At 71.6% G+C, this 23,051-nt stretch carries 18 protein-coding genes and 1 tRNA gene; 12 read left to right on the top strand and 7 right to left on the bottom strand.

Translation table 11 applies throughout. From position 1 onward, the window contains the following. The first annotated feature begins 253 nt into the window (after nt 1-253). The 4 genes from AB3X10_RS14640 (at nt 254) to AB3X10_RS14625 (ending at nt 7,618) form a co-directional block, all read left to right on the top strand. On the top strand, nt 254-4,612 hold the full coding sequence (locus AB3X10_RS14640; protein WP_369975878.1) for a DEAD/DEAH box helicase: 4,359 nt from the start codon (nt 254-256) through the stop codon (nt 4,610-4,612). A gap of 478 nt (nt 4,613-5,090) precedes the next feature. Next, a complete protein-coding gene (locus tag AB3X10_RS14635) occupies nt 5,091-6,752 on the top strand; it encodes a methyl-accepting chemotaxis protein (protein WP_369975876.1) in 1,662 nt (553 codons plus the stop codon). Between the two features lie 10 nt (nt 6,753-6,762). Continuing rightward, the gene (locus AB3X10_RS14630; protein ID WP_369975875.1) at nt 6,763-7,287 is read left to right on the top strand and encodes a chemotaxis protein CheW; all 525 of its coding nucleotides are present in this window, start codon (nt 6,763-6,765) and stop codon (nt 7,285-7,287) included. 163 nt (nt 7,288-7,450) lie between these two features. Continuing rightward, nucleotides 7,451-7,618 (top strand): hypothetical protein, encoded by a 168-nt coding sequence (locus tag AB3X10_RS14625; protein WP_369975873.1) that lies wholly within the window; start codon nt 7,451-7,453, stop codon nt 7,616-7,618. 60 nt (nt 7,619-7,678) lie between these two features. On the opposite strand, the gene AB3X10_RS14620 is transcribed toward AB3X10_RS14625, so the two are convergent. Beyond that, a tRNA-Ala gene (locus tag AB3X10_RS14620) sits at nt 7,679-7,754 on the bottom strand. A 284-nt stretch (nt 7,755-8,038) separates the two neighbouring features. Here AB3X10_RS14620 and AB3X10_RS14615 point away from each other — a divergent pair. Beyond that, the gene (locus AB3X10_RS14615) at nt 8,039-8,443 is read left to right on the top strand and encodes an H-NS histone family protein (protein ID WP_263109857.1); all 405 of its coding nucleotides are present in this window, start codon (nt 8,039-8,041) and stop codon (nt 8,441-8,443) included. A gap of 295 nt (nt 8,444-8,738) precedes the next feature. Here the strand turns inward: AB3X10_RS14615 and rnd are convergent, their stop codons facing one another. After that, nucleotides 8,739-9,824 (bottom strand): ribonuclease D, encoded by a 1,086-nt coding sequence (gene rnd, locus AB3X10_RS14610; RefSeq protein WP_369975871.1) that lies wholly within the window; start codon nt 9,822-9,824, stop codon nt 8,739-8,741. Between the two features lie 103 nt (nt 9,825-9,927). Here rnd and AB3X10_RS14605 point away from each other — a divergent pair, with 103 nt between their 5' ends. Beyond that, nucleotides 9,928-11,826, top strand: a complete 1,899-nt coding sequence (locus AB3X10_RS14605) for an SUMF1/EgtB/PvdO family nonheme iron enzyme (protein WP_369975870.1) — start codon at nt 9,928-9,930, stop codon at nt 11,824-11,826. Between the two features lie 82 nt (nt 11,827-11,908). Continuing rightward, entirely contained in the window at nt 11,909-12,820 is a 912-nt protein-coding gene (locus tag AB3X10_RS14600) for a M48 family metallopeptidase (RefSeq protein WP_369975869.1), read from the top strand. Nucleotides 12,821-12,901: 81 nt separating this feature from the next. Here AB3X10_RS14600 and AB3X10_RS14595 read toward each other — a convergent pair whose 3' ends face one another. Next, nucleotides 12,902-14,725, bottom strand: a complete 1,824-nt coding sequence (locus tag AB3X10_RS14595; RefSeq protein ID WP_369975867.1) for a vWA domain-containing protein — start codon at nt 14,723-14,725, stop codon at nt 12,902-12,904. A 178-nt stretch (nt 14,726-14,903) separates the two neighbouring features. Here AB3X10_RS14595 and AB3X10_RS14590 point away from each other — a divergent pair, with 178 nt between their 5' ends. Beyond that, the gene (locus AB3X10_RS14590) at nt 14,904-15,362 is read left to right on the top strand and encodes a DUF6491 family protein (RefSeq protein ID WP_369975866.1); all 459 of its coding nucleotides are present in this window, start codon (nt 14,904-14,906) and stop codon (nt 15,360-15,362) included. Between the two features lie 139 nt (nt 15,363-15,501). On the opposite strand, the gene AB3X10_RS14585 is transcribed toward AB3X10_RS14590, so the two are convergent. The 4 genes from AB3X10_RS14585 to AB3X10_RS14570 form a co-directional block, all read right to left on the bottom strand. Further along, nucleotides 15,502-15,780: an oxidative damage protection protein gene (locus AB3X10_RS14585; protein WP_369975864.1), complete on the bottom strand. Its 279-nt coding sequence runs from the start codon at nt 15,778-15,780 to the stop codon at nt 15,502-15,504. 30 nt (nt 15,781-15,810) lie between these two features. Further along, the gene (mutY, locus tag AB3X10_RS14580) at nt 15,811-16,872 is read right to left on the bottom strand and encodes an A/G-specific adenine glycosylase (protein ID WP_369975862.1); all 1,062 of its coding nucleotides are present in this window, start codon (nt 16,870-16,872) and stop codon (nt 15,811-15,813) included. A 153-nt stretch (nt 16,873-17,025) separates the two neighbouring features. Beyond that, nucleotides 17,026-18,387 carry a signal recognition particle-docking protein FtsY gene (ftsY, locus tag AB3X10_RS14575; RefSeq protein WP_369975861.1) on the bottom strand — a complete coding sequence of 454 codons (1,362 nt, stop codon included), beginning with the start codon at nt 18,385-18,387 and terminating at the stop codon, nt 17,026-17,028. A 158-nt stretch (nt 18,388-18,545) separates the two neighbouring features. Next, the gene (locus AB3X10_RS14570; protein WP_145700705.1) at nt 18,546-19,253 is read right to left on the bottom strand and encodes a PAS domain-containing protein; all 708 of its coding nucleotides are present in this window, start codon (nt 19,251-19,253) and stop codon (nt 18,546-18,548) included. A gap of 177 nt (nt 19,254-19,430) precedes the next feature. On the opposite strand from AB3X10_RS14570, the gene AB3X10_RS14565 reads away from it, so the two are divergent. The 4 genes from AB3X10_RS14565 to AB3X10_RS14550 are packed head-to-tail and all read left to right on the top strand — an operon-like array spanning nt 19,431 to nt 23,047. Further along, nucleotides 19,431-20,372 carry a 4-hydroxyproline epimerase gene (locus AB3X10_RS14565; RefSeq protein ID WP_369975860.1) on the top strand — a complete coding sequence of 314 codons (942 nt, stop codon included), beginning with the start codon at nt 19,431-19,433 and terminating at the stop codon, nt 20,370-20,372. Next, entirely contained in the window at nt 20,369-21,469 is a 1,101-nt protein-coding gene (locus tag AB3X10_RS14560; RefSeq protein WP_369975859.1) for an NAD(P)/FAD-dependent oxidoreductase, read from the top strand. Before AB3X10_RS14565 ends, AB3X10_RS14560 begins: the two co-directional genes overlap by 4 nt. Nucleotides 21,470-21,477: 8 nt before the next feature. Further along, nucleotides 21,478-21,714, top strand: coding sequence for a (2Fe-2S)-binding protein (locus tag AB3X10_RS14555; protein WP_145701753.1), 237 nt, complete (start codon nt 21,478-21,480; stop codon nt 21,712-21,714). Beyond that, a complete protein-coding gene (locus AB3X10_RS14550) occupies nt 21,707-23,047 on the top strand; it encodes an FAD-dependent oxidoreductase (RefSeq protein WP_369975857.1) in 1,341 nt (446 codons plus the stop codon). Before AB3X10_RS14555 ends, AB3X10_RS14550 begins: the two co-directional genes overlap by 8 nt. The last annotated feature ends 4 nt before the right edge of the window (nt 23,048-23,051 follow it).

Genomic DNA, 23,051 nt, shown 5'->3' with positions numbered 1-23,051 from the left:
AGCAAGCGTGACGTCATCGACAACATAACCGCGCATCTCGGTGCTCGTGGTAGACAGTGCGATTTTCACTGAACCATTAACCGAAAACCCCTTGAAAACAGCTGCGCCGCGCATGCGCGCTTGATCCGAGTTGGTAACGTCACCATGTTGCACATGCGCCATTGACGCGATTGTCGCGGTGAAGACAATCGGGACATTTCCACCTTTCCGCCCGCATTGCATTCGATCGCAATGGCGCGCTGCAGGAGACCGCATGTCGTTCGTGCACGCACGCTTCCATCCCGCCGTCGCCCGCTGGTTCGAGCGCTGTTTCGCGGCGCCCACGCCGGCGCAGGCGGCCGCGTGGCCGGCGATCCAGGCCGGGCGGCATACGCTGGTGGCGGCGCCGACCGGCTCCGGCAAGACCCTGACCGCGTTTCTCGCCGCACTCGATGCCTTGTTGCGTGAAGGCCTGCGCGATGGCGGGCTCGCCGATCGCACCCAGGTGCTGTACGTCTCGCCGCTGAAAGCGCTTTCAAACGATATCCGGCTCAATCTCGAGGTGCCGCTGGCCGGCATTCGCGCCGAGCTGGCCGCGCTCGGCCTGCCCGATGTGGAGATCCGCACCGCGGTGCGCACCGGCGACACGCCGCAGCGCGAGCGCGCGCAGGCGCGGCGGCGGCCGCCGCACGTGCTGGTGACCACGCCTGAGTCGCTGTACGTGCTGCTCGGTTCGGTGTCCGGCCGCGCTGCGCTGCGCCACGTGCGCACGGTGATCGTCGACGAGATCCACGCGCTGGCGGCGAACAAGCGCGGCAGCCATCTGGCGCTGTCGCTGCAGCGCCTGCAGCAGCTGTGCGCGACGCCGCCGCTGCGCATCGGCCTGTCGGCGACGCAGAAACCGATCGATGCGGTCGCGCGCTTCCTGGTCGGCAGCGACGCGGTGCATGCCGGCGAGCCCGATTGCGCCATCGTCGACATCGGCTATGCGCGCGCCCGCGACCTGGCGCTGGAGCTGCCGCCGACGCCGCTCAGCGTGACCATGTCCAACGACCAGTGGCAGCAGGTGTACGCGCGCCTGGCCGAACTGGTGCGCGCGCATCGCACCACGCTGGTGTTCGTCAACACCCGGCGCATGGCCGAGCGCACCGCGCGGCACCTGGGCGAACTGCTCGGCAACGACGCGGTGGCGGCGCATCACGGCAGCCTGGCGCGCGAGGCGCGGCTGCTCGCCGAGCAGCGGCTCAAGGCCGGCGGGCTGCAGGTGCTGGTCGCCACCGCATCGCTGGAGCTTGGCCTGGACATCGGCGACGTGGACCTGGTGTGCCAGCTCGGCTCGCCGCGCTCGATCGCCAGCTTCCTGCAGCGCGCCGGGCGTTCCGGGCATGCCGTCGGCGGCACGCCGAAGGCGCGGCTGTTCCCGCAATCGCGCGACGATCTGGTCGAATGCGCGGCATTGCTCGACTGCGTGCGGCGCGGCGAACTGGATGCGCTGCGCATCCTCGACGCGCCGCTGGACGTGCTGGCGCAGCAGCTGGTCGCCGAGGTGGCGTGCCAGGAATGGGACGAGGACGCGCTGTACGCGATGGTGCGCGGCGCCTGGCCGTACGCGGCGCTGCCGCGCGAGCGCTTCGACACGGTGTTGCGGATGCTGTGCGACGGTTTCAGCACCCGGCTGGGGCCGCGCGCCGGCTACCTGCATCGCGACGCGGTGCATCGCCGCGTGCGCCAGCGCCGCGGCGCGCGCATGGCCGCGTTGACCTCCGGCGGCACCATTCCCGAGACCGGCGACTACAGCGTGCTGCTGGAACCGCAGGCCGAGAGCATCGGCACGGTCAACGAGGATTTCGCGGTCGAGAGCCTCAGCGGCGACGTGTTCCAGCTCGGCAACGCCAGCTATCGCATCCTGCGCGTGGAGCCGGGGCGGGTGCGGGTGGAGGACGCGCGCGGCGCGCCGCCGAACATCCCGTTCTGGCTCGGCGAGGCGCCGGGGCGCAGCGACGAACTGTCGGCCGGCGTGTCGCGGCTGCGCGCGCAGCTGGAGCATTGCCTGGAGCAGGGCGGGGCGGCGCAGGCATTGGCCTGGCTGCACGAGGAAGTGGCGCTGGACGCCGCCGCCGCGCAGCAACTGGTGGATTACCTGGGGCGCGCGCGCGCCGCGCTGGGCGCGCTGCCCACGCAGCAGTGCATCGTGCTGGAGCGCTTCTTCGACGCCAGCGGCGGCACCCAACTGGTGATCCACAGCGTGCATGGCAGCCGCATCAACCGTGCCTGGGGCCTGGCCCTGCGCAAGCGCTTCTGCCGCACCTTCAATTTCGAACTGCAGGCCGCCGCCACCGAGGACGCGATCGTGCTGTCGCTGTCGACCCGGCACAGCTTCGCGCTGGAGGAGGTGGCGCGCTACCTGCATGCGTCCTCGGCATTGGACGTGCTGGTGCAGGCGCTGCTGGACGCGCCGCTGTTCGGCGTGCGCTGGCGCTGGAACGCCACCAACGCGCTGGCCTTGCCGCGCTTCACCGGCGGGCGCAAGGTCGCCCCGCAGCTGCAGCGGATGAAGTCCGAGGATCTGCTGGCCACGGTGTTCCCGGACCAGGTCGCCTGCGCCGAGAACCTGGTCGGCGAGCGCGAGATCCCCGAACACCCGCTGGTCGCGCAGACGCTGCACGACTGCCTGCACGAGGCGATGGACAGCGATGGCTGGCTGCAGCTGTTGCGCGGCATCGAGAACGGCAGCGTGCGGGTGCTGGCGCGCGAACTGGCGGCGCCGTCGCCATTGGCGGCCGAGGCGCTGGATGCGCGGCCGTACGCGTTCCTCGACGATGCGCCGCTGGAGGAGCGCCGCACCCAGGCCGTGCACAGCCGCCGCTACCAGGATCCGGACAGCGCCGACGACCTCGGCCGGCTCGATCCGGAGGCGATCGCCGCGGTGCGCGAGGAGGCCTGGCCGCAGCCGCGCAACCGCGACGAGATGCACGAGGCGCTGGTCGCGCTCGGCGCGCTGGCCGACGCCGAGGCCGCCATGCACGCGGCGTGGCCGGCCTGGCTCGCCGAGCTGGCCGCCGATGCCCGCGCCACCCGCCTGGCAGGGATCGATGCCGACGGCGCCGCGCTGTGGGTCGCGGCCGAATCGCTGGCGCTGGTCGCGCCGCTGTATCCGCAGGCGGCCGCGCAGCCGCGCATCGCCGTGCCGGACGGCTACGCGATCGACGACTGGCAGCGCGACAGCGCCTTGCGCGAGCTGCTGCGCTCGCGCCTGTCCGCCCTGGGGCCGGTGACCGCGGCATCGCTGGCCGCGCCGCTGCGGCTGCCGTTGCGCGAGGTGCAGGCGGCGCTGCTGGCGCTGCAGCAGGACGGCTATGTCCTGCCCGGCCACTTCAGCGCCGAGGCCAGCGCCGACGAGTGGTGCGAGCGCCACCTGCTGGCGCGGATCCATCGCTACACGCTGGGCCGGCTGCGCCGCGAGATCGAACCGGCGGCGCCGCGCGACTACGCGCGCTTCCTGTTCCGCTGGCAGCACCTGGACGGCGAAGGCCGGGTCGCCGGCGCGGAGGCGCTGGCCAGCGTGCTGGCGCAACTGGAAGGGTTCGAGGCGCCGGCAGCGCTGTGGGAAGCCGAACTGCTGCCGGCGCGGGTGCGCGACTACGCGCCGGCGTGGCTGGACGAACTGTGCAGCGCCGGGCGCACCCTGTGGACGCGCTTGCGCCCGGCCACGGCCGCCGCGGGCGGCACGGGGACGCTGCGCAGCACCCCGATCCTGTTGCTGCCGCGGCGCAGCGTCGCGCAGTGGTCGCGGTTGTTGCCGGCGCCGGCCGACGCGGGCGCGCTCGGCTCGCGCGCGCAGAAAGTGGCCGACTACCTGGGCGCGCACGGCGCCTCGTTCTTCGACGAGATCGCCGACGCGACGCGGCTGCTGTCCACCGAACTGGAGGAAGCATTGGCCGAACTGGTGGCGGCGGGCCGCATCCACTGCGACAGCTATGCCGGTCTGCGCGCGTTGCTGGTGCCGGCATCGAAGCGGCCATCGGCGCTGTCGCGGCGCCGACGCCGGGTGCCGCTGTACGGCATCCAGGATGCGGGGCGCTGGGCGCTGCTGCGCGGCGCCGTGGACAGCGGCGACGCCACCGCGCGCGGCGAGGCGCTCGAGCACCTGGCGCGCACCTTGCTGCGTCGCTATGGCGTGGTCTGCTGGCGCCTGCTCGAACGCGAGGCGGCCTGGTTGCCGCCGTGGCGCGAGCTGTTGCGCGTCTACCACCGGCTGGAGGCGCGCGGCGAGATCCGCGGCGGGCGCTTCATCAGCGGGCTGTCCGGCGAGCAGTTCGCGCTGCCCGAGGCGATCGGCCTGCTGCGCCAGCTGCGCCGCCAGCCGCACGATGGCGCCTGGCTGTGCGTGGCCGCCGCCGATCCGGCCAACCTGCTCGGCAGCGTGCTGCCGGGCAGCCGCGTGCCGCGCGTGCCCGGGGCACGGGTGCTGTACCGCGACGGCCTGCCGGTGGCGAGCTGGGTGGCCGATCGCTTCGAGCCGTTGCAGGACCTGAGCGCGGCCGATGCCGCCACGGCGCGGCAGCGGCTGACCGAGTCGACCGCGCCGGGGACGCGCGAGGCCATCGCCGCGATGCTCGCCAGCCTGCGCTGAAGGCGCATGGCGGCAGTGGCAGCCTTCTTCACCAACACCGATGTATTCAGGAAGTGGCGCGACAGCGCGCGGATGTGCGCGATCTTCACACCTTGTCTACAAGTAATTTAGGTTCTCATCCCAGTTCGTCGCCGGGTCGATGCGACCCGAATTCGCTGCAGAGGACAAGTGCTGCATGCGCGCAAGACGCGGCCTAGCCTCTGCCGGCAGCGCCCGAACACCGCCCCGAAAGGCTCCGTGCGTATTCATCGAAGCGCCACAGGCGCGCGCGTGTATGCCGAATTCCGCAGTCGCAACGCCGATTAAAGGCGGCTTTGGCGCACGCCGATAGCCTTCAGGCAACGCGATGCAGCGACGCGCCGGTTCCTCGGCTGCTGCTGTGCGGTTGCGATCGTTCCCGATCCACGTGGTGCAGCGGGAAGGACATCCGGACGCGCCGTCGTGGCGCGGTCGTTACCAAACAATCGGGGGATACATCATGTTGGGCAATATGAAAATCGGCATCAGGCTGACCTGCGCGTTCCTGATCGTGGCCGCCATCGGCGCGTGCATCGGCGGGATCGGCATCCTCAACTCGGGAAAGATCAACGAGTACGCGACGGTGCTGTACGAGCGCGAGCTGCTCGGCCTGTCGAATCTGAAGGAAGCCAACATCAACCTGATGGCCGCCGGCCGTGCGCGCGCCAACCTGCAACTGGCCAGCACCGCGGAAGAACGCGCCAAGCATGTCGCCAGCCTCGACAGGTACACCGCGAAAGTGGTGGAGCACATGGACAAGGCCAGGGCCTCGTTCGACGATCCGGCGGCGCTGGCCAAGCTGGCGCGTTTCGACCAGGTCTGGAAGACCTACCTGGAACGGCGCAGCAAGTTCGTCGACTCGGTCATGCAGCTGCCGCTGCCGGAGGGCAATCCGGAACTGGCCGAATTGTCCAAGTCGGTGCGCAGCAGTTCCGATGAGCTGGATGCGCTGATGTCGGAGCTGGGCGAAGTGAAGGAAGCCAACGCCTCCAAGGCCAACGATGCGACCGATGAGATCTACAGCAGCGGCACCAAGACGATGATCGCCATCATCATCGGCGGCGTGCTGCTCGGGGTCGGCCTGGGCTTCTTCATCAGCCGCAGCGTGACCAAGCCGATCGGCAAGGCGGTGGACGTGGCCAACGCGCTGGCCGAGGGCGACCTGAGCATGGTCATCGAGAGCACGTCCAAGGACGAGGCCGGCCAGTTGCTGATGGCGATGCGGCGCATGGTCGAGAAGCTGCAGCAGGTGGTCGGCGAGGTCAATGCCAGCGCGCAGACCCTGGCCGGCGCTTCGGAGGAAGTCAGCGCGACCGCGCAGTCGCTGAGCCAGGCCTCCACCGAGCAGGCCGCCGGCGTGGAGGAGACCAGCGCCTCGCTGGAGCAGATGACCGCCTCGATCGGGCAGAACACCGAGAACGCGCGCATCACCGACGGCATGGCCGCGCAGGCGGCCAGGGAGACGGTGGAGGGCGGCGAAGCGGTGGTCGCCACGGTGTCGGCGATGAAGCAGATCGCGCAGAAGATCGGCATCATCGACGACATCGCCTACCAGACCAACCTGCTCGCGCTCAACGCCGCGATCGAGGCCGCGCGCGCCGGCGAACACGGCAAGGGCTTCGCCGTGGTCGCCGCGGAAGTGCGCAAGCTGGCCGAGCGCAGCCAGGTGGCCGCGCAGGAAATCGGCGAGGTCGCCGGCTCCAGCGTCGAACTGGCGGAGAAGGCCGGGCGCCTGCTGGAGACCATCGTGCCCAGCATCAAGAAGACCTCGGACCTGGTGCAGGAGATCGCCGCGGCGTCGCAGGAACAGTCCTCCGGCGTGGCGCAGATCAATTCGGCGGTGGTGCAGCTGAGCCAGACCACGCAGCAGAACGCCACCGCGTCGGAAGAGCTGGCCGCCACCGCCGAGGAAATGAGTTCGCAGGCCGAGTACCTGCAGCAGTCGATGGCGTTCTTCCGCCTGGGCCACGGCGAGGCGTCGCGCCCGCCGCGCGTGGCCGACAAGCCCAGCGCCAAGGCGGTGGGCAGCAGCCGCGTCGAGTCCAAGCGCCCGCGCCCGCGCGTGCCGCAACCGGCGTACGCGATGGCGAGCCCGGACGAATCCCAGTTCGCCAGCTTCTGAGGAGCACACCATGGGCACGCATCCGGACAACGCAGCGGCCGTGCCGCTGCAGACGCAGGAGACAGGGGCGCCGTCGCAGTTCCTGACCTTCCAACTGGAACAGGAACTGTTCGGCCTGCACATCGACGGCATCCACGAGATCATCGAATACCGCGCGCCGACCCCGGTCCCGACCATGCCCGCCTGCGTGCGCGGCGTGATCAACCTGCGCGGCGCGGTGGTGCCGGTGGTGGACCTGCAGCTGCGGCTGGGTCGCGCGCCCAGCCGCATCACCCGGCGCAGTTGCATCGTCATCGTGAGCGCCGAGGAGGGCGGCACGATCCACGCGTTCGGCCTGCTGGTCGATGCGGTCAGCGCGGTGCTGGATATCCCGGCGCAGCAGATCGAGGCGGCGCCGTCGTTCGGCAGCGGCATCCGCGACGACTTGCTGCAGGGCATGGGCAAGCTGGAAGACCGCCTGGTGATCCTGCTGGAGCGCACCCGCCTGCTGCGTGTGGACGACATCGCCGCCGCGGCGCTGCCGGCCGCGGCCTGAGGCGACGCGCCCGCTGCGCCGCCGCGGCGCTTGCACCGCTGCAGGTGCCTGGCGCCGGAGTGGCGCGCCGCAGCGAACGGCGATCGCCGTGATATGCGCATCACGGCCGCCTGGTTAGGGTTTCCGGGACAGGGCATCCGCCCGCCATCGCGAGGTCCGGACAATGGCAGACAAAGACAAGCAGCCCGGCAAGCAGCAAGGGATCCAGGAGGGGCAGCAGGACCGGGCGCAGGACGAGGTCGCCAAGCAGCGGCCCGGGTTGGAGGATCAGAAGTTGCGCGATGCGCACGAGCGTGGTCCCAAGCCCGGCAACGGCCAAAAAACCGGCTGAGCCGGCGCGCGGACACAAAAAAGCCCCGGAGTCGCCTTCGGGGCTTTTCGTCTGAACGAGTGGTGGAGCGGAAGGGGATCGAACCCTCGACCTTCGCATTGCGAACGCGACGCTCTCCCAGCTGAGCTACCGCCCCACATCAGACGCGTAGTCTAACTGGCCGGGGGCATGCGTGCCAAGAGGGGCGATGCGGATCGGTGGCGGCGCGGCGTTGGCGTTGGCGTGGGTCGTGTCGGGCGCGGCATGCGCGATCGTCCGTGGCGGCCCGGCTTGGCCGAAGGCGGGAATGCGGCCCGGTACCCGGGCAGCCGCCGGACAGAGTCGATATAATCGCGGGCCGAAATCCTCGTCAGACGATTTCGTCGTTCCGGATGAAATATTCCGTCCGTTCCAAATTTTTTATCCACGGGTCTTTGAAAAATGACGGAAGTTCGCAACTTGCAACAAATCGCCGAAGCCAAGGCCAAGCTGCAGGAAGAAATGCGCAAGCTGGAAGAGCAGGAGAAGCAGGCGCGCGAAGGCGAGACCAGCGCCGCCCATGCCAACGTCCTGTCGCTGCTGGAGCAGTTCGCCGAATTCTTCAGCGCCAAGCAGCGCAACGAGATCGCCGCCTACGTGACCAGCGCGGCGCCGAAGCCGGCCAGCGCCAAGTCCGCCGGCGGCCGCAGCGAGGTCAAGCCGAAGTACCAGCTGCCGCACACCGGCGAGACCTGGTCCGGCCGCGGCCGCACGCCGAAGGCGTTCGCCGCCTGGGAAGGCACCGCCGCCTACAACGAATGGAAGGCGCGCCACCCGGACCTGAAGTTCCCGCTGGTCAAATACTGATCGGTCGAAAAAAGGCCAGGTTTTCCTGGCCTTTTTTATGCGCGATGGGTTTTGTCGGCAGCATTGGTGCTCGTCGCGCTTCGCTGCGGATAAACCGCGGTTAAAAAAGCGGGCGATGAATGGAATGCGCATGGAACGATCGCTGGCCAGGCGCCGCCGTGGCCGCGGTGCCCGTGTTCGCAGGCGACAAACCCTGTAGGAGCGGCTTCAGCCGCGACCGGCATTACCGGTAACGCCGGTCGCGGCGGATGGCCCGAGGCCACACGGAGCCGCTCCTGCAAACGCTTCAAATCCTTTAGCCCGCGCTGCCGAGCAGCGGCTGCAGCACCGCTTCCAGTTCGTGGCGGCGCCAGCCGGCCAGCGGCTGCGGCCACTGGCCGCTTTCCAGCAGGGCTTCCAGGTGCTTGCGCGAGGCGAGCAGGCCGTCGGGCAGGCCGAGTTCGGCGCTGCGTGCGGACACCGCGTCCTGCAGGCGCTTCAAGGCCGCCTTGTTGTCGTCGCTGGACGCCAGCGCCAGCGGCGCGTCCGCCTCGTCGGGCAGCGGCGTGGTCAGCGCCTGCCACAACGCGTCGCCGAGCTTGCGCGGCGCCTTCGGATGCTTGTCGAGCAGCGTCTGCAGCTCGTGGCGCTCGGCCGGCGGGAAGCGCGCCAGGGTGGCGGCCAGTTCGTTGTCCAGGATCCAGCTGCGCGGCTTGTCGCTGTGCCGCGCCTGCGCGTCGCGCCAGCGCAGCAGGCGCAACAGGCGCTGCTGCGACGGCGGGTCCATGAACTGCGCCGAGCGCATGCCCAGGTGCGGCCAGCGCTCGCCTTCGTCGTGCTCGACGGTGCCGAGCAGGCGCTCGCCGTCCTCGTGCAGCCAGGCGCTGCGATCCAGCGCCTGCAGCCGCAACTGCAGCGCGTCGTGGATCGCGAACAGGTGGCGCACGTCGTCGGCGGCGTACTCCAGCTGCGCCGGCGACAGCGGGCGGCGCAGCCAGTCCGAGCGGGTCTCGCCCTTGGCCAGGTGCACGCCGGTGATTTCCAGCACCAGCTTCTGGTAGCCCATGCCGGCGCCGATGCCGGCCAGGCCGGCGCCGATCTGGGTGTCGAACAGCGGCCGCGGCAGCGCGCCGCAGGCGCACTTGAACGCGACCAGGTCCTCGCTGGCGCTGTGCATGACCTTGAGGATGGCCGGGTCCGACAGCCACGGCGCCAGCGCCTGCGGCATGCCGGGAATCAGCGGATCGATCAGCAGGATTTCGTCGGCCACCGCCATCTGCACCAGCGCCAGTTGCGGCCAGTAGGTGCGTTCGCGGACGAATTCGGTATCCAGGCCGATCCTGGCCGGGCGCTGCGCCAGCCGTTCGGCCAGCTCGGCGGGTTGCTTGATCCAATAGGGCACGTGGTTTCCGTCGAATGCAGGGTTTGCTCAGGCAGGCGAGAATAGCCTAACGTCGGCCCGCCGGCCGCACCGACGCGATGGCGCGGATGCCATCGGGAGGCCAATGTCGTTGGGAGGAAGCGTGCGTACGAGCGGCACCGTGATCGCCTGGACCCTGCTGGCTGCGCTCGCCTGCGGCTGCAGCGGGCCGGCATCTGCGCCGGCGGCGGTGCCCGCCAGGCAGGCCGGGCAGGCGCCAGCGCCGGCGCAGACCGCCAAGCCGGTGCAGGCGCCCAGCGTCACCATCGGCGGCGAGGATGCCGCCGAGACGGTGGCGCGCTGGCAGCCGCCGTTGCCGGTGCTCGAGCGTACGCAGCTGGCGCAGGCGCGCCGCGACGCCGCGCGCGCGCTGGCCGAGGATCGCCTGTTCGAGGACGCGCAGTCGGCGATCCCGCTGTACCTGGCGATCCGCGCGCTGGCGCCGCAGGACCCGGCCGCGCGCGACGGCCTGCGCAAGGCGCGGCGCCGGCTGCTGCAATTGGGCGACGCGCTGTTGCGCGCGCCGGAGCAGCAGGAACAGGCGCTGCAGCGCGCCGATCGCATCGCGATGGTGGCGCTGTCGCTGGATGCGGACGATCCGGCGGTGCGGCGCCTGCAGCAGCGGGTGGAGACCGCGCAGCGGGTGCTGGCCTACGACCGCGCCGGCGAGGACGATCTGCGTGCCGGCCGGCTCGGCGAGGACGGCAACGGCGCCCTCGCCAACTTCCGCGAAGCGCTGCAGCTGGATGCCGACGATGCGCGCGCGCGGCAGGGCGTGGCGGCGGTGGAGAGCGCGCTGATCCGGCGCGCCGAGGCGGCCGCGGCGGTATCCGATTTCGCCGCCGCCGGCAGCTGGCTGGCGCGTGCGGCACGCATCCGCGACGGCGCCGCCACCGTGCGCGACGCGCGCGCGCGGGTGGAAGGGGTACGCACCGCGCGCATCGCCGCGCTGCGCGACGCCGGCCTGCGCGACCTGGCCACGCCGGCCGGACTGAAGGCGGCGCGCGAGAAGCTGGGCGAGGTGCTGCGCATCGCCGATCCAGGCGATCCGGTGGCGGCCATGCTGCGCGAGCGCATCGACCTGGCCACCCACTACGGCAGCTTCCGTCCCGGCCAGGTGTTCACCGACGGCATGAGCGACGGCGAGCGCGGGCCGCAGATGATCGTGGTGCCGCACGGCGGCTTCCGCATGGGCGCCAGCGACACCGAGCCGGGCGCGATGCCGGCGGAGCAGCCGCTGCACTACGTGCGCTTCGACCGCGGCTTCGCGATGTCGATCACCGAGGTCACCGTGGCCGAGTTCCGCCGCTTCGTCGAGGTCAGCGGCGCGCGGCCGCGCGCGACCCGGCGCGGGCATTCGATCGTCTACGACGAACGCAGCGGCAATTTCGTGCGCCGCAGCGGCGTCGACTGGCAGTCCGGCTACAACGGCGCGCGCGCCGCGCCGAACAGCCCGGTGATGCACGTCAGCGTGCGCGATGCCGAGGCCTATGCGGCCTGGCTGTCGCAGCAGACCGGGCGCCACTACCGGCTGCCCAGCGAGGCCGAATTCGAATACGCCTTGCGCGCCGGCAGCCGCGGCCGCTATCCGTGGGGCAACGCCGGCACGCCGCCGCGCGGCGCCGGCAACTTCACCGGCGGCGGCGACGTCTCGCCCGGCGGCCGGCACTGGAACAACGCCTTCGTCGGCTATGCCGACGGCTTCTGGGGGCCGGCGCCGGTCGCCAGCTTCGCCGCCAATGCCTGGGGCCTGCACGACATGGGCGGCAATCTCAGCGAGTGGGTCGCCGATTGCTGGCATTCCAGCTACCGCCGCGCGCCCGCCGACGGCGCGGCCTGGTACAACCCCGGCTGCCGCTCGCGGGTGGTGCGCGGCGGCAACTGGGCCAATGCGCCGGAGCAGACCCGCGCCGCCTGGCGGCTGATGCAGGACTCCGACACCACCAGCGCCCGGGTCGGTTTCCGCCTGGTGCGCGGAATTTGACGCGGCCGCGCGTGCGCCGCGGCTACAGTGCCGCGCACGGGCAGGCGCCGTCGCCGCCCACCAGCCAGCAAGGGGATTGGATATGAGCAACGTCTTCGGCCGCCAGGGCGGGGAGCAGGGCGGGGGCCGCCGCGGGCCGCTGGGCGGCGTGCGCTGGCTGGTGCTGCTGGGCTTCGCCGTCTACGCCGGCTTCTACTGGTTCTCCAACCGCAGCGAGGATCCGTACACCGGCCAGAAGGTGCTGATCGACGGGTCGCTCGGCGTCGAGGACGAGAAGGCGCTGGGCCTGCAGGCCTACCAGGAGATCCTGGCGCAGGAGCGCCCGGTCGATCCGCAATCGCCGGTGGCGCAGCAGGTGCGCGCGATCGCGCAGCGGCTGATCGCCAAGGTCGATGTGGTCGAGGACGCGCTGGCCGCCGAGCACGGCATGCAGGCCAAGCACTACGCGCGCGGTTTCGATTGGGACGTCAACGTGATCGAGTCCGAGCAGGCCAATGCGTTCTGCCTGCCCGGCGGCAAGATGGCGGTCTACACCGGCCTGCTGCCGGTGGCCAGGAACGCCGACGCGATGGCGGTGGTGATGGGCCACGAGATCGCGCATGCATTGCTGCGCCACGGCGCGCAGCGCATGGCGCAGCAGAAGCTGACCCAGATCGGGCAGATGGCAGGCGCGGCCAGCGGCATGGATCCGCAACAGCAGCAGATGGCGATGGCGGCGATGGGCTATGGCTACCTGCTGCCGTACGCGCGCAGCCACGAGACCCAGGCCGACGAGGTCGGGCTGATGCTGGCCGCGGCGGCCTGCTTCGATCCGCAGGAGGCGGTGCCGCTGTGGGAGCGGATGAGCGCCAGCAGCGGCGGCCAGGCGCCGCCGGAGTTCTCCTCCACCCACCCGAATCCGGGCACGCGGATCCAGAACCTGCAGGCGCTGATGCCCAAGGCGCTGGAGTACCGGCAGCGTTTCTGCGAATCGGCGAAGACCGCGCAGCGCTGAGCGGGGCGGCAGCCGCGGGCGACCGGGTTGGCGTCCGCGGTTCCCCGTGCGGCTGCGCATGCCGGGGCGTGCGCAGTCCGCTCAGTGCGTGGATACCTGCACCGCAGCCGCTTCTGCCGCCATTGCCGCCGCCATCTCTGCGGTTGACGCCGCCTCCGCCACTTCCTCGGGCGCAACGAGGCGCTGCCCGAGCGCCAGCAGGTCGACGAACTCTCGCCGCTCGCCACTGCGGTCCGCGCCAGTGGCAGCACGCGCCGCCCTGGCCACCTGCGCCCAGTCCCAGCCATCGATGTGGGTGCCGCCGCGCAGCAGGTCGGCGTAGGCGGCGACCGCGGCGGCGAAGCGCAGGTCAGCGCTGGGTTGCGCCGTCGCCGACGCCGCCGCGATCGTGCTCTGCAGCAGGCGGCTGCGTTCCTGCCCCGGCAGCTTGTAGCGCAGCCGCAACTGCGCCAATTCGCCGGCGTGCAGCGGCGTCTGCGCCGGCTGCGCTGGTGCGGCGTAGCGCAAGGCCGGCAGGCGCTGCGGCGCGTTGCCCACCGGAGTGATCTCGTACAGCGCGGTGACGCTGTGGCCGGCGCCGATCTCGCCGGCATCGACCTTGTCGTTGGCGAAATCCTCGCGCGCCAGCAGCCGGTTCTCGTAGCCGATCAGGCGGTATTCGGCGACCTGCGCCGGATTGAACTCGACCTGGATCTTGACGTCGCGGGCGATGGTCAGCAGCGTGGCCTGCATCTGCTGCACCAGCACCTTGTGCGCCTCGCGCGCCGAATCGATGTAGGCATGGTTGCCGTCGCCGACGTCGGCCAGGCGTTCGGCCATCGCGTCGTTGTAGTTGCCGCGGCCGAAGCCGAGCGTGCTCAGCGCCACGCCGCTGCGGCGCTGGTCGGCGACCAGGGTCTCCAGCGCGGCCCGGTCGACCGTGCCGACATTGAAATCGCCGTCGGTGGCCAGGATCACCCGGTTGCTGCCGCCGGCGACGAAACTCCTGCGCGCGGTCGCATAGGCCAGGCGGATGCCGTCGCCGCCGTTGGTGCTGCCGCCGGCCTGCAGCCGCTGCAGCGCGGCGAGGATCTCGGCATGGCGGTCGCCGGGCGTCGGCGGCAGCACCAGTCCGGCCGCGCCGGCGTAGACCACGATCGAGACCCGGTCCTGCGCGCGCAGCTGCGGCACCAGCATGGCGAAGGCCTGCTTGAGCAAGGGCAGCTTGTCCGCGCTTTCCATCGAGCCGGAGGTGTCGATCAGGAACACCAGGTTCGCCGGCGGCAAGGCCTGGCGCGGCACGTCGTAGCCCTTGATGCCGATCATCAGCAGCTGCCGCTGCGGATTCCATGGCGCCGGCGCCAGTTCGGTGGATACCCGGAACGGCGTGTCGCGGTCGTGCGGCGCCGGGTGCGCGTAGTCGAAGTAGTTGATGAACTCCTCGGCGCGCACCGCGTCGGCGGGCGGGCGCTGGCCGTCGCGCAGCATGCGCCGCACGTTGGCATAGCTGCCGGTGTCCACGTCGATCGAAAAGGTGGACAGCGGCTGCTCGCGCGCGCTGTGCACCGGGTTGTCGGTCGGATGTTCGTAGCGCTCGCGATCCAGCGGCGGGACGGGCGTTGCGGTCGCGGTTGCGGTCGCCGCGATGCGCATGTAGGCGTCGGGGCCGGTATTGCCGGCGACCGACGGCGCGACCGGCGCCGCGGCCTGCGCCGGCGGCGCGGGTGGAGCTGGCGGGGCCAGCATCCGCGGTGGCGCGGGCGCGGCCAGGGGTTCGCTGGGTGCGTCGGCCTCGGGCAAGGCGGCGTCGGCCGCGGTCTGGGCGCGCGCGGCGCCGCGATCGTCGCTGGAGGTGGTGCTGCAGCTTGCCAGCAGGGCGGCAAGGATCAGGGACGGCAGGGCGATGCGGTGCGGGCATGGCTGCATGGTGGGCGCTCGGTGTGGGTTGCCAGGCTGCAAACGCGCGACGGCCGGCAATGGGGTTGGGCGCACGGCTGCGGCCTCGGGCGGTCATGCTGCCTTGTGGCTGAACGCGCTGCGCGCACGCACGCGGCACGGCATGGCCCGGGTGCATCATTCGCGCATCGCCACCGGAGCATTCGCCATGAAACGCCTCTTGCTGTCACTGCTCGGACTGGCCGCGCTGGCCGGCTGCGCCACCAACCGGCTCAGCGACGACGAGCGCCTGGCGCTGTACCGCGCGCACGCCGCCGCGCCGGTGCGCGACTTCCAGTACTTCAACCGGATCAGCGGCTGGACCGCGCTCGGCGACAGCGCGCTGGCGGTGTGGACGCGCCCGAACCAGGCCTATCTGCTGGAGTTGAGCGGCCGCTGCGCCGACCTGGATTACGCGCCGACGATCGCCATTACCCACTTCAGCGACCGGGTCTCGGCGCGGTTCGACGACGTGCTGGTGATCGGCGGCAGCCCGGGCGCGATCCGCCTGCCATGCCGCATCCAGAGCATCCGCCCGCTCGACGTGAAAGCGCTGCGGACCTCGGAAAAGGAGCTGCGCGAGGCCAAGGTGCAGGAGCGGGCGCAGCAGCCGGCGCCGGCGCAGTAGCGTCGGCGCCCGGCGGGTTGCGGCCGGTATCGAAGCGGGCGGTCGCAGCGTGTAGGAGCGGTTGCGGCCGCGGCGGGCTTTACGGATGGGTTCTGTCGCGGCTGAAGCCGCTCCTACAGGAGACTTGGCTTGCCTGCGCTCAGGATTCCTGTTCGGGTTCCACATAGCCCTCGGGCTTGGGCGCGCCGCCCTGGAACAGGAATTTCTCCAGCTCCGCTTCCAGGAACGCACGGTGCTTGGGGTCGCGCGGCGACAGCCGGTTCTCGTTGATCAGCATGGTCTGGTGCGCCAGCCATGCCTGCCAGCCGGCCTTGCCGATCTGCGCGAACACGCGCTGGCCGATGTCGCCGGGATACGGCACGTAGTCGAGCCCTTCGGCGTCGCGTTGCTGGTACTGGCAGAAGACGGTGCGGGACATGGCGGTTCCTGGTGGCGCGGCGGGCGACGATCAGAGGCCGTCGAGCAGTTTGCGGATGGGGGCGGGCAGGCCGAGCGCGGACAGGCCGGCAGGCGCGACCCAGCGCAGGTCGTCATTGTCGCGTACCGCGTCGCGCAACGCGACCTTGCGCAGGCGCAGCGGCTGCAGGTGCAGCCGGTAGTGGCTGAAGGTGTGGACGATGGGCGGCATCGGTTCGGCGTCGTCGAAGTCGCGGCCGCGGGTTTCGCGTTCGAACCAGGCGCGCAGCTCGCTCTCGCTCTCGGCCTGCGGCAGCGTCCACAGCGAGGCCCAGATGCCGCTCGGCGGGCGCCGCTGCAGCAGCAGTTCGCCGGCGGCGTTCTCCAGCAGCAGCGCCAGCGCCTCGCGCTCGGGCAGGGTCTTGCCCGGTTTCGGTGTGGGCAACGCCTCGACCAAGCCGTCGCGGCGCGCCACGCAGTCGTCCTGCAGCGGGCACAGCACGCAGGCCGGGTTGGCGCGGGTGCACAGGGTCGCGCCGAAATCCATCTGCGCCTGGGTGTAGTCGGCCATGCGCCCGTCGGCGACCGCGGCCACGTGCGCCTGCGCGATCGCCCACAGCGGCTTCTCCACCGCCGGCAGGCCGGGATAGCCGGCGATGCCGTGGTAGCGGGTCAGCACGCGCTTGACGTTGCCGTCCAGGATCGGGAAGCGGTCGTTCCAGGCCTGGCTCAGGATCGCGCCGGCGGTGCTGCGGCCGATCCCGGGCAGCGCGTGCAGCGCGTCGAAATCGCGCGGCAATTCGCCATCGTGCAGCGCCACGCAGCGCTTGGCCGCGGCATGCAGGTTGCGCGCACGGGCGTAGTAGCCCAGCCCGGCCCATTGCGCCATCACCGCGTCGTTGTCGGCGGCGGCCAGGTCGGGCAGGGTCGGGAAGTGCTGCAGGAAGCGCAGGAAATACGGGATCACCACCGACACCTGGGTCTGCTGCAGCATGATTTCCGACAGCCACACGCGGTACGGGCTGCGCGGGTGCTGCCAGGGCAGGTCGTGGCGGCCGGAGCGGTCGAACCAGGCGAGCAGGCGGGGGGCGAAGGTGTCTGGGGGCTGGCGCATGCTGGCATCGAGTCGTTCCTTCTCCCACCGGGAGAAGGTGCCCCGAAGGGGCGGATGAGGGTGCGGGCGAAGCCCCGTGTAGTTGGGTCAGCGAGACGCTTTCGCGCCGTACCCTCACCCCAACCCCTCTCCCGATGGGAGAGGGGCTTTAGGTCAGGTGCCGAGGGCTTCGGGCAGCAGGGCGTCGACGAAGGCTTCGGCGTCGAACACGCGCAGGTCTTCCGGGCGCTCGCCGATGCCGGCGAAGCGGATCGGGATGCCGAACTCGCGCGCCAGCGCGAACACCACGCCGCCCTTGGCGGTGCCGTCGAGCTTGGTCACCACCAGCCCGGTGACGCCGACCGCGGCGTGGAACTGGCGCAGCTGCGACAGCGCGTTCTGGCCGGTGGTGCCGTCGATCACCATCAGCACCTCGTGCGGCGCGGCCGGGTCGAGCTTGCCGAGCACGCGGCGGATCTTGCCCAGTTCGTTCATCAGCCCGGTCTGGGTGTGCAGGCGCCCGGCGGTGTCGGCGATCAGCACCTCGGTGCCGCGCGCCTTGCCGGCCTGCAGCGCATCGAACGCGACCGAGGCGGCGTCGGCGTTCTGGCCCTGCGCGATCACGGTCACGCCGTTGCGATCGCCCCAGGCCTGCAGCTGCGCCACCGCGGCGGCGCGGAAGGTGTCGCCGGCGGCCAGCATCAGGCTGTGGCCCTCGTCCTTGAAGCGCTTGGCCAGCTTGCCGATGGTGGTGGTCTTGCCGACGCCGTTGACGCCGACGGTGAGCACCACGAAGGGCCTGGCGCTGCGGTCGATCTGCAGCGGCCTGGCGACCGGCTGCAGGATCGCGATCAGGTCGGCGCGCAGCGCGCGCAGCAGCGCCTGCGCATCGACGAATTCGCGCGCCTTCATCCGCTTGCGCAGGCTCTCGATCAACGCGGTGGTGGCCGGCACGCCGACGTCGGCGGTGATCAGCGCGGTCTCGATCTCGTCGAGCAGGTCGTCGTCGAGCTTGGGATTGCGCGAGAACAGGCCGCCGAAGCTGCGCGCGATGGCGCTGTTGCGCAGGCGCTCGCGCCAGCCGGGCTTGCCGGCGGGCGCGGCGGGCGGCGCGTCGCTGCGCTGCAGTTCGTCGCCGGCGGCGAGCGTGCTCGCCGGAGCCGGCGTGGGTGCGGGCGCGCTGGGTACCGGTGCGGCAGGAGCGGCCGGGGCCGGAACGCGTGCTTCGGCTGGCGCGGTCGGCGCCTGCGGCGGCAACGGCGCGGTGCCGGGTTGCGGCGCCGCGATCGGGGCGGGCGGCAGCGGGGCGGCGTCGGCGCCCGGGCGGCCGCTGTCGCGGGCCACCGGCTCAGCGGTGGGCGCTACCCGCGGCGTGACTGGTTCAGCAACAGGCGCTTCGGCGGCGGGCTCTGCGGCAGGCGGCGCGGTCGCCGGCTTGGGGAAAGCGGCGGCCAGCTCCTCGATGCTGTAGCGCTGGGTGCTGCGGCTGTCGCCAGCGTGGTCCTGGGGCTTGTTGCGACGGAATAGGCTGACCATGGATAACGCGGTGACCTTAAACCGGGAATGCTACCACTGTGGCTGTTGGGGCCGGGATTGGGGATTCGGGATTGGGGATTCGTAAAAGCGGCATTCCTGCACCCTGCAGGCGCAGCGCCCTTACGAATCCCCAATCCCGAATCCCCAATCCCGGCCCCTCAGAGCTTGCCCTTCATCGAGCGGTAGTCGCGCGGGGTCATGCCGACGGTGGCCTTGAACTGCCGCGCGAACGCGCTCTGGTCGGCGAAGCCGCACAGCTGGCCGATGCTGGCGATGCTTTCCTCGCCATGCAGCAGGCGCATCGCCGCCTCGATCCGCATCTTGGTCAGCAACTGCTGCGGGGTCAGCTGGAACACGCGGCGGAAATGCCGCTCCAGCTGCGCCACCGACAGTTCCGCCAGGTCGGCCAGGGTCTGCACGCGCAGGTTGTCGCCGTAGTGGGTCTGCATGTGCTCCATCGCGCGGCTGATGCGTTCGTAGGCGGAATGGCGGCTGTCGGGCTGGCCCAGGTCGCGCGAGATGCCGACCACGCCGATCACCTCGTTGTGCTCGCACAGCGGGCGCTTGAAGGTCAGGCACCAGCCCGGGGTGCGGTTCGGGAACAGGTGCACTTCCAGCTGGTTCTCGATCATCTCCCCGCACAGCACGCGCCGGTCCTGCATCAGGTAGCTGCCGCCCAGCGGCAGCGGGAACACTTCCAGCGCCGACTTGCCGATCAGGTCGGCCCGGTATTTCTTGCCCAGGCGCCGCACCAGGGTCAGGTTGACGTGGGTGTAGCGGCCGTCGCGATCCTTGACGAAGAACACCACGTCCGGCAGCGCATCGAACAGCGTCTGCATTTCCAGCGCGGAAATCAAAGTATCCATCTGCACTCACCGGGCGGTTGTAGGCGGCGGCGGTGGGCACGCCATGGCGTGCCCACTCCCGATGACCGATCCTAGCCTAAGTCGGGCCTCGCGGGAGGCTCGGGTTATGCGAACTTCCGCATTTATGACAGGCAAACGCTGCTAGCCGGCGGCGGCCCGGAATGTGAGCATGGACCTATGCATACACTCGATGTGATCGACTCGCATACCGGCGGCGAACCGACCCGTGTCGTCGTCGCCGGCTTCCCCGACCTGGGCACCGGCCCGCTGGCGCAACGGCGCGATCTGTTCCGCGATCGTTTCGATCGCTGGCGCAGCGCCATCGCCTGCGAACCGCGCGGCTCGGACACGATGGTCGGCGCGCTGCTGCTGCCGCCGATCGCGGCCGACGCGTGCGCGGCGGTGATCTTCTTCAACAACGTCGGCTACCTGGGCATGTGCGGGCACGGCACCATCGGCCTGGTGCGCACGCTGGCCGAGCTGGGCCGGCTGGCGCCGGGCACGCACCGCATCGAGACCCCGGTGGGCACGGTGGGGGTGGAGCTGCACGGCGACGGCCGGGTGTCGGTGGACAACGTGGAAAGCTACCGCCATGCCAGCGGCGTCGAGGTGCAGGTGCCCGGCTACGGCCGCGTGCGCGGCGACGTGGCCTGGGGCGGCAACTGGTTCTTCATCACCGAGCAGACGCCGTGCGCGCTGGAACTGCGCAACCAGCGCGCGCTGACCGCCTACACCGAGGCGCTGCGGCTGGCGCTGGAGGCGGCCGGCATCCGCGGCGCCGACGACGGCGAGATCGACCATATCGAGATCAACGGCCCGGCCCCGGATGCCGGCGCCGATGCGCGCAACTTCGTGCTGTGCCCGGGCCTGGCCTATGACCGGTCGCCGTGCGGCACCGGCACCAGCGCCAAGCTGGCCTGCCTGGCCGCCGACGGCAAGCTGGCCGCCGGCCAGGTGTGGCGGCAGGAAGGCATCCTCGGCAGCGTGTTCGAGGGCAGCTACGTGCCCGGCAGCCGCGGCGTGCTGCCGCGGATCACCGGGCAGGCCCACATCACCGCCCGCGCGCAGCTGCTGATCGATGCGCAGGATCCGTTCGCCTGGGGCATCGGCGCCGGATGAGCGGCTTCGACCTGATCGTCGTCGGCGCCGGCATCGTCGGCGCGGCCTGCGCCGATGCGGCCGCGGCCGCCGGGCTGCGGGTGGCGATCGTCGAGTCGGGCACGATCGGCGGCGGCTCCACCGCCGCGGCGATGGGCCATCTGGTGGCGATGGACGACGATCCGGCGGAACTGGCGCTGTCGGCGTATTCGCTGCGCCTGTGGGAAGAATTCGCGCACTTGCCGGCGGCCGAGTTCAGCCGCTGCGGCACGCTGTGGGTGGCGCGGCAGGCGCGCGAGCTGGAGGCGATTCCGGCCAAGATCCAGCGCCTGGCCGCGGCCGGCGTGCGCGCCGAGGCGGTCGATGCCGAGGCGCTGTACCGGCTCGAGCCGGCGCTGGTGCCGGGCCTGGCCGGCGGCATGCGCGTGGCCACCGAGGCGGTGGTGTATCCGCCGCGCATGGCGCGGCATCTGGTCGAGCGCGCGTGCGCCGCCGGTGCGCAGCTGTATGCCGGGCGCCGCGCGCTGGCGCTGGCCGCCGGCGGGCTGCGCCTGGACGACGGCAGCCACCTGAGCGGGCCGGTGCTGGTCGCCACTGGCTGCGCGCTGCCGGAGCTGTTGCCGGAACTGCCGATGCGCGCACGCAAGGGCCAACTGGTCATCACCGACCGCTATCCCGGCTTCGTCGGCCACCAGTTGCTGGAACTGGGCTATGCCGACAGCGCGCACGGCAGCGACGGCAGCAGCGTGGCGTTCAACGTGCAGCCGCGGCCGACCGGGCAGATCCTGATCGGTTCCTCGCGCGAGTTCGACGCCAGCGACCGCAGCGTGTCGATGCCGATGCTGCAGCGCATGCTCGAGCGCGCGTTCGCGTTCCTGCCGGCGTTGCGCCAGCTGCAGGCGATCCGGGTGTGGACCGGGCTGCGTCCGGCCACGCCGGATGGCCGTCCCTACCTGGGCGCGGTGCCGGAACGCAACGACGTATGGGTCGCGGCCGGCCACGAAGGGCTGGGCGTGACCACCGCGCTGGGCAGCGCGCGGCTGCTGCTGGATCTGCTGCTGCAGCGCCCGCCGGCCCTGGATCCGGCGCCGTTCGCGCCGGCGCGGGCGCTGTCGTGAGCGCGCCGATGCTGCGCCTGCAGGTCAATGGCCAGGCGGTCGAAGTACTGCCCGGCAGCAGCGTGGCCGCAGCGGTGGCGCAGGTCGCGGTGCATTTCCGCCGCTCGCGCAGCGGCCAGCCGCGCGCGCCGCTGTGCGGCATGGGCGTGTGCAGCGAATGCCGGGTGCGCATCGACGGCGTCGGCCAGTTGCGCGCCTGCATCACCCCGGTGCGCGACGGCATGCAGGTGTGGACCGATGGCTGAGCCGCGCACGCTGCATTACGACGTGGTCGTCGCCGGTGCCGGTCCGGCCGGACTGGCGGCGGCATTGGCCGCGGCCGGGCACGGCCGGCGCGTGGCGCTGGTCGACCTGCAGGCGCGCGCCGGCGGCCAGATCTGGCGCCACGACGTGGCGCATGCGCCGCCGCGGCTGGCCGCGCGCACGCTGGCGCAGCTGGCGGCGAGCAAAATCGAATTTCTGGCGCAGACCCAGTTGCTGATGGCGCAGGACCGGCAGTTGCTGGCCGACGGCCCGCAGGGCGCGCGCTGGATCGGCTACGACGCGCTGGTGCTGGCCACCGGCGCGCGCGAACTGCTGCTGCCGTTCCCCGGCTGGACCTTGCCCGGCGTCACCGGCGCCGGCGGCGCGCAGGCGCTGGCCAAGCAGGGCTGGCCGCTGGCCGGCAAGCGCGTGCTGGTCGCCGGCAGCGGGCCGCTGTTGCTGGCCAGCGCGGCGACGCTGCGCCGCCACGGCGCGCAGGTGCTGGGCATCGTCGAACAGGCCTCGCTGCGCGCGCTGGCCGGCTTCGCCGCGCAACTGCCGTTGCGCTGGCCGGACAAGGCGCTGCAGGCGCTGGCCCTGCGCGCGCAACTGGCCGGCGTCGGTTACCACGCCGGCAGCGTGGTGCTGTCGGCGCAGGGCGACGGCCAGTTGCAGTCGGTCGAGATCGACGGCCCGCGCGGGCGCCGCCGCATCGACTGCGATCAGCTGGCGGTCGGCTACGGACTGGTGCCGAACGTGGAGCTGGCGCAACTGCTCGGCTGCCGCCTGGCGCGCAGCGGCGCGCATCCGTGCGTGGCGGTGGATGCGCAGCTGCGTACCAGCGTCGATGGCGTGTATGCGGCCGGCGAGGCGCTGGGTATCGGCGGGCGCGATTGCGCGCGCGTGGAAGGCGCCATCGCCGGGCACCTGGCGGCCGGGCACGACGCCGCGGCGCAGGCGCTGCAAGCGCCGCGGCAGCGCGCGCGCGCGTTCGCCGCGCTGCTGCAGCGGCAGTTCGCGCTGGACCCGCGCATCCACGCGCTGGCCGCACCGGATACGCTGGTATGCCGCTGCGAGGACGTGCCGCTGTCGGCGCTGCGCGGCCATGCCGACCTGCGTGACGCCAAGCTGGTCTCGCGCTGCGGCATGGGCGCCTGCCAGGGCCGCATCTGCGGCAGCGCGCTGACCGAGCTGGGGCTGGCGCCGCGGCACGACGATTTTTCCGACGACGGCCGCCGGCCGCCGCTGTTCCCGGTGCGCCTGGACGCGCTCGCCCAATCGCTTCCCGATCCACTGCTTCCCGAACCTCCACTCGCAACCCTCGACAAGGTGTAATCCC

The sequence above is a fragment of the Xanthomonas sp. DAR 80977 genome, from assembly GCF_041240605.1.
Classification (GTDB): domain Bacteria; phylum Pseudomonadota; class Gammaproteobacteria; order Xanthomonadales; family Xanthomonadaceae; genus Xanthomonas_A; species Xanthomonas_A bundabergensis.
The sequence above is the reverse complement of the archived record's forward strand: the minus strand, read 5'-3'. Positions and strand labels throughout refer to the sequence as shown.